General features: G+C 39.2%; 16 protein-coding genes. 13 read left to right on the plus strand and 3 right to left on the minus strand.

Translation table 11 applies throughout. The features are described 5' to 3' along the window. Positions 1 to 7 precede the first annotated feature (7 nt). The 10 genes from WKH56_RS16240 to mug all read left to right on the plus strand — a co-directional run bounded on the left by WKH56_RS16240 (position 8) and on the right by mug (position 9,973). On the plus strand, positions 8 to 1,246 hold the full coding sequence (locus WKH56_RS16240; RefSeq protein ID WP_033579076.1) for an NRAMP family divalent metal transporter: 1,239 nt from the start codon (positions 8 to 10) through the stop codon (positions 1,244 to 1,246). A 52-nt stretch (positions 1,247 to 1,298) separates the two neighbouring features. Continuing rightward, the gene (locus WKH56_RS16245) at positions 1,299 to 2,090 is read left to right on the plus strand and encodes a putative hydro-lyase (RefSeq protein WP_342836095.1); all 792 of its coding nucleotides are present in this window, start codon (positions 1,299 to 1,301) and stop codon (positions 2,088 to 2,090) included. 17 nt (positions 2,091 to 2,107) lie between these two features. Next, positions 2,108 to 2,863: a 5-oxoprolinase subunit PxpB gene (gene pxpB, locus WKH56_RS16250; protein WP_034266379.1), complete on the plus strand. Its 756-nt coding sequence runs from the start codon at positions 2,108 to 2,110 to the stop codon at positions 2,861 to 2,863. Beyond that, positions 2,860 to 3,855, plus strand: a complete 996-nt coding sequence (locus WKH56_RS16255; RefSeq protein ID WP_274863949.1) for a 5-oxoprolinase subunit C family protein — start codon at positions 2,860 to 2,862, stop codon at positions 3,853 to 3,855. Before pxpB ends, WKH56_RS16255 begins: the two co-directional genes overlap by 4 nt. A gap of 22 nt (positions 3,856 to 3,877) precedes the next feature. After that, positions 3,878 to 4,339, plus strand: coding sequence for an acetyl-CoA carboxylase biotin carboxyl carrier protein (accB, locus tag WKH56_RS16260; RefSeq protein ID WP_274863948.1), 462 nt, complete (start codon positions 3,878 to 3,880; stop codon positions 4,337 to 4,339). Positions 4,340 to 4,367: 28 nt separating this feature from the next. Continuing rightward, complete coding sequence (accC, locus tag WKH56_RS16265) at positions 4,368 to 5,732, plus strand: acetyl-CoA carboxylase biotin carboxylase subunit (RefSeq protein ID WP_274863947.1); 1,365 nt, start codon at positions 4,368 to 4,370, stop codon at positions 5,730 to 5,732. Between the two features lie 131 nt (positions 5,733 to 5,863). Next, a complete protein-coding gene (locus tag WKH56_RS16270) occupies positions 5,864 to 6,628 on the plus strand; it encodes an IclR family transcriptional regulator (RefSeq protein WP_033579070.1) in 765 nt (254 codons plus the stop codon). Between the two features lie 27 nt (positions 6,629 to 6,655). Continuing rightward, positions 6,656 to 7,465, plus strand: a complete 810-nt coding sequence (locus tag WKH56_RS16275; protein ID WP_342836096.1) for a uroporphyrinogen-III synthase — start codon at positions 6,656 to 6,658, stop codon at positions 7,463 to 7,465. A gap of 586 nt (positions 7,466 to 8,051) precedes the next feature. Next, a complete protein-coding gene (locus WKH56_RS16280; protein WP_342836097.1) occupies positions 8,052 to 9,392 on the plus strand; it encodes a coiled-coil domain-containing protein in 1,341 nt (446 codons plus the stop codon). 68 nt (positions 9,393 to 9,460) lie between these two features. Next, positions 9,461 to 9,973, plus strand: coding sequence for a G/U mismatch-specific DNA glycosylase (mug, locus tag WKH56_RS16285; protein ID WP_034266359.1), 513 nt, complete (start codon positions 9,461 to 9,463; stop codon positions 9,971 to 9,973). Positions 9,974 to 9,993: 20 nt separating this feature from the next. Here mug and WKH56_RS16290 read toward each other — a convergent pair whose 3' ends face one another. Both WKH56_RS16290 and WKH56_RS16295 read right to left on the minus strand, forming a co-directional pair. Further along, complete coding sequence (locus tag WKH56_RS16290; protein WP_033579066.1) at positions 9,994 to 11,103, minus strand: metallophosphoesterase; 1,110 nt, start codon at positions 11,101 to 11,103, stop codon at positions 9,994 to 9,996. Between the two features lie 147 nt (positions 11,104 to 11,250). Next, complete coding sequence (locus tag WKH56_RS16295; protein WP_013083290.1) at positions 11,251 to 11,550, minus strand: hypothetical protein; 300 nt, start codon at positions 11,548 to 11,550, stop codon at positions 11,251 to 11,253. 156 nt (positions 11,551 to 11,706) lie between these two features. Between WKH56_RS16295 and WKH56_RS16300 the strand changes: the two genes are divergently transcribed. Continuing rightward, positions 11,707 to 12,207, plus strand: a complete 501-nt coding sequence (locus WKH56_RS16300; RefSeq protein ID WP_342836098.1) for a metallophosphoesterase family protein — start codon at positions 11,707 to 11,709, stop codon at positions 12,205 to 12,207. 35 nt (positions 12,208 to 12,242) lie between these two features. Here WKH56_RS16300 and WKH56_RS16305 read toward each other — a convergent pair whose 3' ends face one another. Continuing rightward, positions 12,243 to 12,467, minus strand: a complete 225-nt coding sequence (locus WKH56_RS16305; protein WP_014459961.1) for a hypothetical protein — start codon at positions 12,465 to 12,467, stop codon at positions 12,243 to 12,245. Positions 12,468 to 12,616: 149 nt separating this feature from the next. Between WKH56_RS16305 and WKH56_RS16310 the strand changes: the two genes are divergently transcribed. Both WKH56_RS16310 and WKH56_RS16315 read left to right on the plus strand, forming a co-directional pair. Next, positions 12,617 to 14,599 (plus strand): methyl-accepting chemotaxis protein, encoded by a 1,983-nt coding sequence (locus WKH56_RS16310; protein ID WP_342836099.1) that lies wholly within the window; start codon positions 12,617 to 12,619, stop codon positions 14,597 to 14,599. A gap of 79 nt (positions 14,600 to 14,678) precedes the next feature. Next, positions 14,679 to 14,816, plus strand: a complete 138-nt coding sequence (locus WKH56_RS16315) for a hypothetical protein (protein WP_014459963.1) — start codon at positions 14,679 to 14,681, stop codon at positions 14,814 to 14,816. Positions 14,817 to 14,874 lie beyond the last annotated feature (58 nt).

Below are 14,874 nucleotides of genomic sequence, written 5' to 3' on the forward strand. Positions count from 1 at the left end.
GAGGAAGATGATATTGGAGCCAATAAAAAAATCAACACCTCAGCAAAAGCTTTCGGCTGCACCTAAAGTAAACTGGACGTTAATGCTTGGAGCCGCTTTTTTAATGGCCACATCGGCTATTGGACCAGGCTTTTTAACTCAAACTACCGTATTTACACAAAATTTAGCCGCAAGCTTTGGATTCGTTATTTTAATTTCAATTATTCTTGATATCTTTGCTCAAACCAACGTATGGAGGATTATTGCCGTTTCTGAAAAACGCGGACAAGAAATCGCCAATATGGTATTTCCCGGATTAGGATACGTGCTCGCTATTTTAATTGTAATTGGAGGACTTGCATTTAATATTGGAAATATTGCCGGTGCCGGTCTTGGATTAAATGCGATTACAGGTATTTCTCCAACAGCCGGAGCTGCAATTAGTGCAGTTATTGCCGTGCTAATCTTCGTTGTAAAAGAAGCTGGAAAAGCAATGGATCGCTTCACGCAAATTGCAGGTTTTGTCATGATTGGGCTAATGCTATATGTAGCAGCTACTACTTCACCTCCCGTTGGAGAAGCTGTAGTGAAATCTTTTAAACCTGATCAAATCGACATCATTGCGATCGTTACGCTTGTTGGAGGTACTGTTGGTGGTTATATTACCTTTGCAGGCGGACATCGTCTTTTAGATGCCGGGGTAAAAGGCATCGATTCTTTACCTCAAGTAACTAAAAGTTCTGTAACAGGAATTCTTATCACTTCCGTTATGCGAATCGCTTTGTTTTTAGCTGTACTTGGCGTTGTATCTAAAGGGTTACAAATTGACCCGGCCAATCCTCCAGCATCCGTGTTTCAGCTTGCAGCAGGAAACGTCGGTTATAAAATCTTTGGCATTGTCATGTGGTCTGCTGCTATTACGTCTGTAGTGGGAGCTGCTTATACATCCGTTTCGTTTATTCAAACGTTTAGTGAAAAACTTAATAAAAACTCAAACTGGATTATTATTGGATTTATTATTATTTCAACTCTGTCGTTTGTCTTAATTGGAAAACCTGTAAAAGTTCTTCTGTTAGTTGGAGCAATTAATGGATTAATTCTTCCGATCGCCCTTGGAACATTACTAGTTGCTGCGTACAAAAAAAGTATCGTTGGCGAATATAAGCATCCTTTATGGCTAACCATTTCTGGTGTACTGGTCGTTATTGTGATGGCTTTAATGGGCGGTTATACGTTAATGGATCAACTTCCTCAATTATTTAAATAAAACAAGGTGCCCGCACGCAAGTTGCGTGCGGGCAATGATGGGAGATAGAAATATGACAAACCTTTCACAACTAACTCCAGCTGAACTTCGTCAGCAAATCCGTAACAACCAGCTTATTCACCCAACGGCAGGCATGGCAAACGGCTATGCTGAAGCTAATTTAGCTATTTTACCAAAGAAACAAGCCTTTGACTTTCTATTGTTCTGTCAGCGTAATCCTAAATCTTGTCCTCTTTTAGATGTAACGGACGTTGGATCTCCTGTTCCAAAGTTTGCGGCTCCGTCCGGAGATATTCGTACAGACATTCCGAAGTATCGAATCTATGAAAATGGGGAACTGGTAAAAGAAGTAACCGATATCAAAGGCTATTGGACAGAAGATATGGTAGCTTTTCTCATCGGCTGCAGTTTTACATTTGAACACGCACTTTTAAACAACGGCATACCTGTTCGTCACATTGAAGAAAACTGTAATGTTCCTATGTATAAAACAAATATTTCATGCGCTGAAGCGGGAATATTCTACGGCTCGACGGTCGTTAGTATGCGCCCAATTCCTCAGCAAGACGTAGTGCGGGCAGCGCAAGTAACTTCACGTTTTCCAGCTGTGCACGGAGGACCTGTTCACATTGGAAACCCCGCTGCAATAGGCATTGAAGACCTTCACTCTCCGGATTTTGGCGATGCTGTTTCCGTCAAAGAAGGCGAAGTTCCCGTGTTCTGGGCTTGTGGTGTAACTCCTCAAGCTGTAGCAATGGAAACAAAACCTTCTATTATGATTACACATGCTCCTGGACATATGTTTATTACAGATATTCGAGATGAAAAACTAGGTGTTTTATAAAAGAAAGAGGTGTAGATATGAATCAAACCGTAACAAAAGCGTCAGCTGTTATTTCTCCGCTTGGCGACTCAGCGCTTGTTATAACGTTTGGAGATAGTATTCAGTACGATATTCATAAACAAATCAAAACGTGTAAAGATTCAATAGAATTAAATCCTTTCCCTGGGTTTATTGAATGCGTGCCGGCATTTACGAACCTTACGATCTTTTATAACCCTCTTGAAGTGGTAGCAGCCGTGAAAAAGAAGGAGAAAAAAGAATTTGTGTCTCCTTTTGAAGTAGTGTCTTCTATCCTTCAAAGCAAATTAGAGAACGAACAGACAGAAAAAGAGTTAGACCATCGTACGGTTTCCATTCCAGTTTGCTACGGAGGAGAGTATGGACCTGATCTTGAATATGTCGCTCGTCACCATAACTTAACACCTGAAGAGGTAATAAGTATTCATTCTGAAGGCGAATACTTAGCGTACATGATTGGATTTGCTCCTGGATTTCCGTTTCTCGGAGGACTATCTGAAAAAATTGCTACGCCTCGCCGCTCGTCTCCTCGCACCTCTATTCCTGCAGGTTCGGTTGGTATTGCAGGAATGCAAACAGGAGTGTATCCTATTTCCACTCCCGGAGGATGGCAGCTAATTGGTCAAACGCCGATTAAACTGTTTTTGCCGGAGCAAAATCCTCCAAGTTTGCTGCAGGCTGGAGATATTGTAAAATTTGAGCCTATCTCTAAAGAAGAGTATCAAGAACTACAGGCAAAGGAGGGGGAAAAATGAGTATAAGAGTTAGTAAAGCCGGGTTATTAACAAGCATTCAAGATTTGGGAAGAAAAGGATTTCAGCAGCACGGTGTAATTGTAAGCGGTGCAATGGATTCTTATTCTCTTCGAATTGCTAATTTACTAGTTGGTAACGATGAAAAAGAAGCGGGACTTGAAGTTACGCTAATGGGGCCTACCCTTGAAATAGAAAGTGATTGTTTAGTAGCGATCACAGGTGGAGATTTAACTCCTTCGGTCAACGGAAAGCCAGTCCCGATGTGGAAACCTTTATTTATTCCAAAAGGAGGCACTTTATCATTTGGGCCTTGTAGAACTGGTTGTCGTTCCTATCTATCTGTAGCTGGAGGATTTTCTATTAATGAAGTGTTAAATAGTAAAAGCACGTATTTGAGGGGGGAAATTGGTGGCTATAAAGGAAGAGCATTACAAACAGACGACGTTTTACCTCTATCTGTTCCTGCTGCTTCAAAGCCTGCTTTTCTTTCCAATGAACTGATAAACGGAGTATATACTTCTTCATGGTCCGTAAATTATAAAGAATTTGTCCATTTTACAAAGAAACCAAGTGTCCGTGTTATGAATGGGGGTCAATTTGATTTATTTACAGCTGAAAGCCAAAGTCATTTTACTCAAGAACCCTTTAAAGTATCAAATCAATCAGATCGAATGGGTTATCGAATGGATGGACCTTCTCTTCAGCTTCAAGAAAAAAAAGAGCTATTGTCTGAAGCCGTCTCACAAGGTTCTGTTCAAGTCCCGCCAGATGGAAATCCCATTATCCTGTTAGCAGACCGTCAAACTACAGGAGGATATCCTAAAATCGCTCAAGTCATCACAGCGGATTTACCGCTTTTAGCTCAAGTAAAGCCCGGAGAATCCATCTATTTTTCTCACATTTCGCTTCATGAAGCAGAAAAAATCTATTTAGAAAAAGAACAGTTGCTTCAAGAATTGAAGATTGCTATTAACCTTGCGTCAACTAAATAACATAAAACGGGAGTGACAAGAAATGATAAACGTACGTGAATTGCAAGAAGTTGTTTCATTAATGAATGAATCTGGTATTCAAAAGCTCCATATTGAACATGAAGGAACAAAAGTTGTCATTGATAAAGCGGGAATTCCTTTAGAAGACACAGCTGTTACAGAAGTAAAAACAGAGGAAGTAAAAGCCGCTGCTGCTGAGCAAACGCCTCAAGATTCTATGTCTGTAAACGCAACAGAGAATAATGAAAAACAAATCTTATCACCAATGGTTGGAACCTTTTACGCCAAGCCAGAAGCAGACGCTGATCCGTTTGTTCAAGTAGGACAAACTATTGAACGTAAAGATGTTGTATGTGTAATTGAAGCGATGAAGCTGTTTAACGAAGTAGATGCAGGAATGGACGGAGAAGTGCTTGAAATTCTTGTGAAAGACGGAGATGTTGTTGAGTTTGGACAGCCTCTATTTACCGTAAAATCATATTAAAGTATACATATTGTCAGGAGGAGCCACTATGTTCAAAAAAGTGTTAATCGCAAACCGCGGTGAGATTGCAGTTCGTATCATTCGAGCTTGTAAAGAGATGGGAATTGCAACCGTGGCCGTGTATTCAGAAGCAGACAAAGATGCACTTCACGTAAAGCTAGCAGATGAGGCATTTTGTATTGGTAAAACGTCTTCTAAAGAAAGCTACTTAAATATTCGGAATTTGCTTACCGTAGCACAAGTAACCAAGGCAGACGCTGTTCATCCCGGCTACGGATTTTTAGCTGAAAATGCTGATTTTGCTGAGATGTGTGAATCCTATGATATTACCTTTATTGGTCCAAAAGCGGAAGCCATCCGTAAAATGGGAGCAAAAGCTGTAGCAAGAGAAACAATGAAACAAGCCGGTGTGCCTATTGTACCTGGCACTGAAGGACTGATTGAAGATAGCAGCACCGCTATTCCAGTAGCAAGAGAAATAGGCTATCCAATCATTGTAAAAGCTACAGCGGGCGGCGGCGGAAAAGGAATGCGGCTAGCTCATAGCGAAGAGGAGCTAGAAAAAGCGATTCGTCAAGCTCAGCACGAAGCAGAAACAGCTTTTGGAAACGGCGGAGTATACCTTGAAAAATATTTAGAAGAACCGAAACATATCGAAATTCAAATTATTGCTGATGAAGAAGGTAATGTAGTTCATTTAGGTGAACGAGATTGTTCGATTCAGCGACGTCATCAAAAATTAGTAGAAGAAGCTCCGTCTCCTGCAGTAGATGAAAATCTTCGTGCGAAAATGGGCAAGGCGGCAGTCTCGGCAGCTAAAGCAGTCGATTATACAGGTGTGGGAACGGTGGAGTTTCTGTTAGATAAACACGGACATTTTTACTTTATGGAAATGAACACACGGATTCAAGTTGAACACCCTGTTACAGAACTTGTAACAAACATCGACTTAATTAAAGAACAAATTTCAGTAGCAGCAGGCTACCCGCTATCATTTGCTCAGCGGGATGTTCAGTTAAAGGGATGGGCAATTGAATGTCGGATCAATGCAGAAAATCCGGCTAAAAACTTTATGCCTTCTCCTGGAAAAGTCGAGATGTATTTACCTCCTGGCGGCTACGGCGTTCGTGTAGACAGCGCGGTTTACCCAGGCTATGAAATTTCTCCATTTTATGATTCAATGGTGGCGAAATTAATTGTAACAGGGAAAGACCGAAATGAAGCGATTCAACGAATGAAACGTGCACTCGAAGAATTTATCATTATAGGTATTCACACAACCATTCCTTTTCATTTAGAATTACTGAATCATCCTTCTTTTAAAGAAGGGGATTTTACAACCAAATTTCTAGAAAGTAACCCTATTTCAATTAAAGAACTAGAAACGGTGTAAGAAAGGAAAGTGCTCTTATAAGGGAGTGCTTTCCTTTTTTTCTTCATGTATAATAAAAAGAACATATGATTAGCTAGTAAGCTATACGTCTATCAAATACATGTATTCGCACAAATAAGGGAGAAGGTTTTATGCAAGCTAACAATAAAACAGTCGTTAAATCCATGCAGATTCTCACGCTTTTTATCAACCACCCTAAGCTGACCTTCACAGAAATGATGGAATATTCAGGCGTTCCGAAAACTTCTTTACATCGAATGGTTGGTTCGCTTGAAGAGATGGGATTTTTAACAAAAGACGCGCAAGGATACTATTCGCTAGGACTTTTATTCTTGCAATTTGGTCAGCTAGTGGCTAATCGCTTAGATATTAGAAATATCGCAAAGCCCGTAATGGAAACGCTCCGAGACGAAGTAGAAGAAGCGGTTAATCTAATTGTACGAGATGGGGATCAAGCCATGTATATTGAAAAAGTAGATACGCTTCATCCCGTGCGTCTCTATACATCAATTGGAAGGCGTTCACCTCTTTATGCAGGAGCTTGTTCACGCATTATTTTGGCGCATTTACCCGAAAAAGAACAAGAGGCATATATTACTCAAACGGAGCTAACTCCAATAGGTATTGGAACCATTACAGATCAAAAGAAACTAAGAAATGTATTAAAAGAAGCAAAAGAAAAAGGGTATACCATTAGCACCTCTGAATTAGAAAACTTTACAACATCCGTGAGCGCGCCGATTGTAAATCATCAAAATGAAGTGGTTGCAGGCATTAGCGTAGCGGGAATTGAAGCGAGATTTCAAGGAGACAGACTGCCGTTCATTATTCAAAAAGTAACAGAAGCGGCGAGCCTAATTTCTGAAAAACTCGGTTATCAAGGTTCATTAAAGTAGCATACATAGAAAAATGGAGGTAAACCATTGAAACGATTAGAAGGTAAAACAGTCGCACTCGTAGGTCAGCGTAAAGTAGAAGAAATCAGCAAAATTGTTGAAAACCTTGGCGGGACACCGCTTGTACGACCTGCACAAGGAACCATCTTTTTAGATGACACACACTTAGAAGCAGATATTAAAGAACTGGTAAAAGGAAATTATGATTGGTTTATTTTTACGACAGGCGTCGGGACGGAAATTTTATATAAAACAGCAGATAAGCTAGGACTAGCTGATGAATTCCTTTCTTCTTTACAAGCAGCTAATATTGCTGCACGCGGGTATAAAACCGTAAATATGTTAAAAAAGCTCGGTGTTACTCCAACCGTTCGAGATGATGATGGAAGTACAGCGGGACTAGTCAGGGCGCTTCATTCGTTTTCTTTTGAAGGAAAGCATGTAGCGCTTCAGCTTCACGGAGATCCTGCACCAAAATTGATTGATTTTCTTTCGAATCAAAAAGCCCAATTTAAAGAGATTTTACCGTATCAGCATATTCCTCCAAAAGCAGAAGTCATGGAACAGCTTATAAACGAATTAACAAGCGGAAAAGTCGATGCAGTTAATTTCACAAGTGCTCCCCAAGCCCGATTTTTATTTTTATTTGCAAGAGAACACGGACAAGCTGATCACATTCGAGAACTCTTTGAAAGCTCTGTAGTAGCTGTGGCCGTTGGGAAAGTAACCGCTGCTGCTTTAAAAGAAGAAGGAGTAGATCGTATTGTTATTCCTGATCAAGAGCGAATGGGAAGCGCAATTGTAGCTTTAGAACATTATTATCAGCAGCGTGATTAAAAAAACCTTCTCGCCATGAGGCGAGAAGGTTTTTTGTATGGCTTCATCCAAGCGTTGTCGAATATTGTTTGAAAATTGCCTATTGCCCTCTTTTTGAACTTCTTCAAACATCGAATAGAAATAAATTCATTGTTATTCCAGAAAATCATTTTCAAATATTGTAAAAACGGTAGATAAAGGGTAAAAATAGACGAATATGTTAAAGAGTTGTTACGTTTCTTTTAGAAATATCTTAAATCTAAACAGCTTAAACAATAATAATTTTCTACTTTATAACGCTAAAAACACTGCTGTTTGAAGCTTGATAGATCTTTCACTGGCATGGGGAAATAAAGGTATATTTTTGCAGGCAAGAAGTGAATGTATACACAAGCGTTAAATGTTACATTACTGAAATACAATTGTAATATTGTTATTCTTTTTTTGAACGCTTATCGTGGTATAATTTTCGTAGATTTTCATTAGCATATTTAGCTATTTATCGACAAATACAGTGAACTTTACATAAATTGTCAGACTTTTATACATATTGATACATAATTAGAAATTACTAGTTTAACAGAGCGAGAAAGCGGAGGAATTCATATTGAAAAAGAAAATGCTTTTACTTAACACAACGGTTTTATTAGGCCTAGGAGGAGTTTTATCAACTCCAGCGTATGCCTCTACCATTCAGGATATGGAATCACAAAAATCTCAAATTCAAAATCAACGCCAAGATGTGCAATCTAACATCAAAGCAGCTTCTGATGAATTAACACGCCTTCAAGCAGAACAAGATCAAATGAAAGCACAGCTTGAGCGATTAACATTAGCAGAAGAAGAAAATAATAAAAAAGCCGAAAAAACAGAAGCGGATATTAAAGAAACGTCTAAACAAGTAGAGCAACTTGAAAAAGAAATTAAGCTGCTTCAAGAAAAACTTGAAAAGCGAAATGATATTTTAAAAGATCGTGCACGTTCCATGCAAGAAAGCGGCGGTAACGTAGAGTATTTACAAGTTTTACTTGGTTCTTCAAGTTTTGGTGATTTTGTAGACCGCGCGCTAGCTGTTTCGACGATTGTAGATGCAGACCGCGGTATTTTAACAGAAACTAAAAATATGCAAGACGAACTAAAAACAAAACAAGCAGATGTTAAATCTAAGTTAGCTAGCTTAGAAGATATGAAGGCAGAACTGGATGAAATGACTGTCCAGCTAGCAGCTCAAAAGAAACAAAAAGATGCGTTAGCAAAAGAACTAAAAGATAAAGAAGCAAAAAATGAAGAACTAAAAGCTTCTCTACAATCAAAAGACAGCTCTCTTGCGAATGAACAGTCTACGCTTGAACAAAATATTAAAGATCAAAAAGCGGCGGAAGAAGCAGCAAGAAAAGCAGCTGAACAAGCGGCTAAAGAGGCAGCTAAGAAAGCAGCCGAACAAGCTCAAAAAGCAGCGGCGACACCAGCTGAAAAAGCCGATTCATCTTCTGCTAAGGCAGAAGCACCAAAAGCAAGCAGCAATGATGTGGCACCTACAAGCGCTCCGGCTCCAAAAGCTAGCAATGTTGTAACGGTAGGAAACCGCTGGATTGGAAACTCTGCTTACGTATTTGGCGGAGGACGCAGCCAGTCTGATATTAACCACGGTTTATTTGACTGCTCGTCATTTGTACACTGGGCATATTCTCAAGTTGGTGTTAACCTTGGGCCTCTTGGATCTGTAAGTACAGAAACGTTAAAGCATGCTGGAACGCAAGTGTCTTCTAGTCAAATGCAGCCTGGAGATCTTGTTTTCTTCGATACATATAAAAAAGACGGACACGTTGGTATTTATGTAGGCGGCGGCAAGTTCATCGGTGCTCAAAGCTCAACAGGTGTTGCAATTGCAAACATGAGCAGCGGCTACTGGAAACAAAAATTCAACGGACGCGTAGTTCGTATTTAATAGGGTATAGTAAAAAGAAAACATCCAATTTGGATGTTTTCTTTTTACTATGTAAGGAGCGTATGACTATGAACTCTATTTTTGATCATATACAGCCCAACTTAGATATTTTATTTGTCGGTTTTAACCCAAGCATCCGTTCCGGTGAAACGGGTCATCATTTTGCTAATCCAACCAATCGTTTCTGGACGATTCTTCATAAAGCAGGTTTAACAGATCGTAAATACCATCCCGAGGAAGATCACTCGCTGTTACAGCTAGGATACGGTTTAACAAATATTGTGGAGCGTCCTACAAAGGCAGCTGATGAGATTACAAAGGAAGAATATGCAGAAGGCAGAGAAATCCTAAAGAAAAAAATCGCTACATACACGCCTAAAATCGTTTGTTTTGTTGGAAAAGGTGTCTATCAGCAGTACAGCGGACGCAAGCAAGTGAGGTGGGGCAAACAAGAAGAATCGATGGTATCAGGAATAATGGATTTTGTTGCCCCGTCTTCAAGCGGGCTCGTTCGGATGAAAATAGATGAAGTAGTGGCTATTTACGCAGAACTTCCGAAGTTGCTGCGTACATTAAAATAGAGAAAGCCTTAGGGCTTTCTCTATTTTGTAAATGAAATATCAATTTGAATAATTTCTGACCGGCTTCCGATTCGAAGAGGAGGACCCCAAAAGCCAAATCCTGAAGAGACAATGGTATGCAGCTGATTAGTTTGTTTGTAGCCCCAATCAATTTCAAATAACCGCTTTGTGATCAAATGATTAGGGGCCATTTGTCCTCTGTGAGTATGACCGCATAAAAGTAAATCTACGCCTGCTTGTTCCGCTTCTTTTAAAGAAAGCGGCTGATGATCCATCGCAATGACTGGAAGAGAACGATCCGTTTCACTCGCTAAATCGAAAAAGCTGTCTCGATTTTTATCCGTCTTATCTTTTCTTCCAATTAAGTACAAGCTATCGCCTATGTTTAACACTTCATCCATTAAAATAGGAATGTTCATTTCTTTCATTCTTTCCACAAACTGAGGGATCTTCCCGCCGTAATACTCATGGTTTCCCAAAATTCCATATGTGCCTAAAGGCGCTTTGAGCTGCTTCATCATATAATCCATTTCTTTTTTAAAGAATACGTGGGGATCATCGTCAATAATATCTCCAGGAAGTAAAATAAGATCTGGCTGTATCTTTTGTACATGAGTGATTAGCCGCTGTAAATGTTTTTTGCCGGACAATGTGCCAAAGTGCATATCAGATGCTACGGCAATGCGAAGGTTTTTCCGATTCGTCTTTTTAGGAAGCGAAATTGTATATTTTCTTACTACAGGACTGTAAGCATTATACGTACCGTAAGCAAAAATGAATAAAAAAGCAGCAATCATGAAAAGTCCGATTGAATCGATAGCTGTAGAAAGCGAAGCGCCTAGAAAAGTGAGAATATATACGGCTAGATTACTTATAGGAAGCAAAAGAACTGAATATTGAATAAATCCTAACCAATACGATCCTACAATTTTAAACATGCTCACTTGTTGAAACGCGCGACTGATGATAAAGGAATAAGCAAAAAACACAACGATCACCGTAAGAATCCATTTGTTTTCCACTTCAAACATTGTGTGAAGCCACACCCAAGCGTTCCATCCGATGTACAGAACGAATAAATTATATAAAATAACAACTAAAATAGACCTTACTAACACACTTACTTTCATACGCTAACCTCTTTTCTTTCATCCGTAATTCCACTATAGCTCATTTTTATTGCTTCAACAAAATTTTATCTCTTCTTTCATCAATAAAATTTTTGCCTGTTGCACAAACGAAAAAACACACCTATAAAACAAGGTGTGTTTTTTGTATTAATGATGGTGATGCGCGTGGTGAAGGCTGCTAATCACAAATTCAGGCTCTGGAACGTGGAAATATTGAATCCATACGCCTTCTAAAAATTTCTCGCGTTTATCTAAAACGATATCGATATCTTTATCTGTTTTTACGATTTCATCATGTTCAGTCGGCGTATCGAATTTCCAATCATAATGCGCATGATCACCGTGGTCGATAGTTACATATACACGGATCATTTTTCCTTGACCTTCTGGGCTAGCCAAGGCATTTTTTAATACTTTTGCTGCGTTTCGATTAATTTTTACTTCCATTTCGAAAACTCCATTCTGTAACTTAGTATGTAAAGTATTTTCGCAAACTTAAACGAAAAAGAGAAATTTTTTGCCTGACGCTCCGTATAGAGTTGCTTCATTACAACATAATACGCTACACTACACCATATTGAATGAAAAAGGAGCGTATCATAAATGAAGATCGTTATTTTAGGTGACACTCATATCCCCAAAAGAGCGAAACATTTTCCAAAAAGACTCCTAGCCGAACTGAAAACAGCTGATGCGATTATTCATACCGGAGATTTTCAAACGATAGATGTCTACAATGAACTGCGCGTTTTTGCTCCTGTACACGGCGTGATTGGAAATGTGGACAGTGAAGAGCTTCAGCAAGTACTTCCAACTTCATTACTTCTTCCGTTTGATGATGTTACGATTGGCGTAGTCCACGGTCATGGCAAAGGAAAAACGACTGAAAAACGTGCACTTTTGGCATTTGAACATCAACAAGTCGATGCAGTAATTTTTGGTCATTCTCATATTCCTGTTCATAAACAAATTGGTGATATTACATTGTTTAATCCAGGTTCCGCTACTGACAAGCGGCGTCAAAAGCAATTTTCGTTTGGACTGCTGTACATACAAAAAGACACGCTGCACTTTGAACATGTTTTTTATGATTCTAGAGACTAAAACAAGAGGGGACTCTTGTTTTAGCACTTTTACGTTTACGTTGTGTGGTCTAAATGAGCGATATATTCGTGAAGCTTATTTTCTTCATAGTCGTTCAAGTCATGCATCGGAATAACCTGCTGAGTTTGAGGATCCGTTCCTCTTACTTCCGCAATTTTTACTCCTTCTTTATAGATATTAAAAATATCTTTTTCTTCTCCGCGCTGAACCTTTTCTGTTTCAAACATTGAAAAAGACTTGCTGTTTTTACTTTCTTCCATTAAAATCACCTACTTTTTTTATCGTACTCTTATCTTTTCACTCCCATTGTTAATTATGTATACACTCGATGACTAAAGGAATATGAAGTCTTGCCGATAGAAAGGAAGTGCACGATCACTTTTAACTACAGAGAGAGAGGCTACATAGCATGGAGAGAGTAAGAAAAAAAAGGTCCATTAATAACTTTAAGACAAAGCTGGGGCTAGCATTTGCAGCGATCTTATTAGTGCCATCTGTTACGATAGGTGTATCAGCTTACATAACAGCGAAACATGAAATTGACAACCAAATTATTAACACAGCACAGCAAAATGTTCAGTCCATTAATTCGGTGATTGACGATACCATTGGACCAAAAATTCATGATGTAGAGTTTTTTGCATCAGTGGTAAACAACGAGCGCTACAATGAAAAAGATATGGCTACTTTAAGCAAAAATTTTAACTTATATGCTTCGCTTCATCCAGAAGCCGTCAGCATTTTTACAGGAAATCAGCAGGGGAAGTTTATTCAAGCGCCTAAAAAAGTGACACAAGCAGGCTATGATCCCAGAAAACGAGATTGGTACAAGCTAGCCATGCAAAACAAAGGGAAAACAGTTGTCACTGAACCTTATCCCTCAGCCTCTACAGGTCAAACCGTTATTACTGTAGCAAAAACAACGGCTGATGGCACAGGGGTTATTGCTTTAAATTTAGATATAAGCCGCATCAATAAAGCTGTCAGCAAAGTGAAAATCGGAGAAAAAGGATATCCATTTCTTTTAGATGGAGAAAGAAAATATATTGTTCACCCTACGGAAAAAGCAGGTACAAAAGCAACAGATTCTCTTTTTGACAAGCTTTATGCAAAGAGATCCGGATTCTTTGAATATACCTTTAACGGTGATGAAAAAAAGATGGTCTTTACGACAAATAAAACAACGAACTGGAAAGTTGCAGGCACTATGTATTCATCAGAAGTGAGTGAAGCAGCACATCCTATTTTTTACAAAACACTATTTATTATTGTAGTTTGTCTGTTAATCGGGAGTCTTACCATTTTTGTGGTGTTGCAATCAATTATTAAACAGCTCAAACAGCTTAAGAATCAGGCTCTAAGCGTTAGTGAAGGAGATTTGACAACAGCGATTACCGTCAATTCAAAGGATGAAATCGGTGAGTTAGGGTATGCTTTTAGTCAGATGCAAAACAACCTTCGTACATTAATTCAAAATGTTGAAATGAGTGCAGAACAAGTGGCTGCTTCTTCAGAAGAGCTAACGGCCAGTTCGCAGCAAACGAGCGCTGCGACTGAACAAGTATCGGTTGCGATACAAGAAGTGGCTTCTAGTGCGGAAAAACAAACGGCTGTTATTGACCAAAATGCAGCTTCTTTAGATGAGATTGTACAAGGAGTTTATACGATTGCCAAGCGTACAGAAACTGTTTCTCAGCTATCAAATCACACAACGTCTGAAGCGGTAGAAGGTGGAAAAGCCGTGAGAGAAACGGTCGAACAAATGGAATCCATTTCTCAGTCCGTCGAGCTATCTAATACAACGATTCGTACTTTGTTTCAACGTTCAAAAGAAGTTGGAACTATTTTAGAAGTAATCAGCGGCATTGCTGCTCAAACAAATTTACTAGCCTTAAATGCTGCAATCGAAGCGGCACGAGCTGGGGAACATGGAAAAGGTTTTTCTGTTGTAGCAGCGGAAGTGAGAAAGCTGGCAGAACAATCACAAGTGTCCGCGTCTCAAATTTCTGAGCTTATTCAAGCTATTCAACAAGATACTCAGGAATCTGTACATACAATGGAGCAAGTTACAAACAAAGTTGAAGAAGGACGAACAATATCACAAACGGCTATTCAAAAATTCGAACAAATTCTAAGCAGCATGAATGAAACGACTCCGCAAGTAGAAGAAGTGGCTGCGACTGCTCAGCAAATTTCAGCAGCGGTTGAAGAAGTGGCTCGTACAGCAGGTGAAATGGCAATCCTTGCTAAAGGAAATGCAGCTACATCTGAAGAAGTGGCTGCATCAACTGAAGAGCAGCTGGCTTCAATGGAGGAAATTGCTGTTTCCGCACAATCTCTGTCTCAAATGGCAGAACAATTAACAGCGCTCATTAGCAAATTTAATTTATAAACTTTCGTCAAATCGTCATAGACCTCTTTTATATTGGAAAAAGTAGAACATACACATATGAAAGAGGTGACAGTATCCGATGGAGCAAACAAAAATGACCTTTGAGCCAGCTTCAATTAACGATGATATGCATGCGAAGCTTAAACAACTAGAAGAGCAGTTTCAACAAACGTTGGGAAAAAGAGTAGCTTTAGTTGCATACGAAGCTGAAAAATAAAAAACAAAAAAAGAAAAGACCTAGTGTCTTTTCTTTTTTTGTTTCAATAAGGTTAACA

This window comes from Priestia sp. SB1 (assembly GCF_038898415.1).

What these genes read in the sequence shown, in the direction of transcription:
- WKH56_RS16240 (WP_033579076.1), top strand. Translation starts at nt 8, where the DNA reads ATGATATTGGAGCCAATAAAAAAATCAACACCTCAGCAAAAGCTTTCG.
- WKH56_RS16245 (WP_342836095.1), top strand. Translation starts at nt 1,299, where the DNA reads ATGACAAACCTTTCACAACTAACTCCAGCTGAACTTCGTCAGCAAATC.
- pxpB (WP_034266379.1), top strand. Translation starts at nt 2,108, where the DNA reads ATGAATCAAACCGTAACAAAAGCGTCAGCTGTTATTTCTCCGCTTGGC.
- WKH56_RS16255 (WP_274863949.1), top strand. Translation starts at nt 2,860, where the DNA reads ATGAGTATAAGAGTTAGTAAAGCCGGGTTATTAACAAGCATTCAAGAT.
- accB (WP_274863948.1), top strand. Translation starts at nt 3,878, where the DNA reads ATGATAAACGTACGTGAATTGCAAGAAGTTGTTTCATTAATGAATGAA.
- accC (WP_274863947.1), top strand. Translation starts at nt 4,368, where the DNA reads ATGTTCAAAAAAGTGTTAATCGCAAACCGCGGTGAGATTGCAGTTCGT.
- WKH56_RS16270 (WP_033579070.1), top strand. Translation starts at nt 5,864, where the DNA reads ATGCAAGCTAACAATAAAACAGTCGTTAAATCCATGCAGATTCTCACG.
- mug (WP_034266359.1), top strand. Translation starts at nt 9,461, where the DNA reads ATGAACTCTATTTTTGATCATATACAGCCCAACTTAGATATTTTATTT.
- WKH56_RS16290 (WP_033579066.1), bottom strand. Translation starts at nt 11,103, where the DNA reads ATGAAAGTAAGTGTGTTAGTAAGGTCTATTTTAGTTGTTATTTTATAT.
- WKH56_RS16295 (WP_013083290.1), bottom strand. Translation starts at nt 11,550, where the DNA reads ATGGAAGTAAAAATTAATCGAAACGCAGCAAAAGTATTAAAAAATGCC.
- WKH56_RS16300 (WP_342836098.1), top strand. Translation starts at nt 11,707, where the DNA reads ATGAAGATCGTTATTTTAGGTGACACTCATATCCCCAAAAGAGCGAAA.
- WKH56_RS16305 (WP_014459961.1), bottom strand. Translation starts at nt 12,467, where the DNA reads ATGGAAGAAAGTAAAAACAGCAAGTCTTTTTCAATGTTTGAAACAGAA.
- WKH56_RS16310 (WP_342836099.1), top strand. Translation starts at nt 12,617, where the DNA reads ATGGAGAGAGTAAGAAAAAAAAGGTCCATTAATAACTTTAAGACAAAG.
- WKH56_RS16315 (WP_014459963.1), top strand. Translation starts at nt 14,679, where the DNA reads ATGGAGCAAACAAAAATGACCTTTGAGCCAGCTTCAATTAACGATGAT.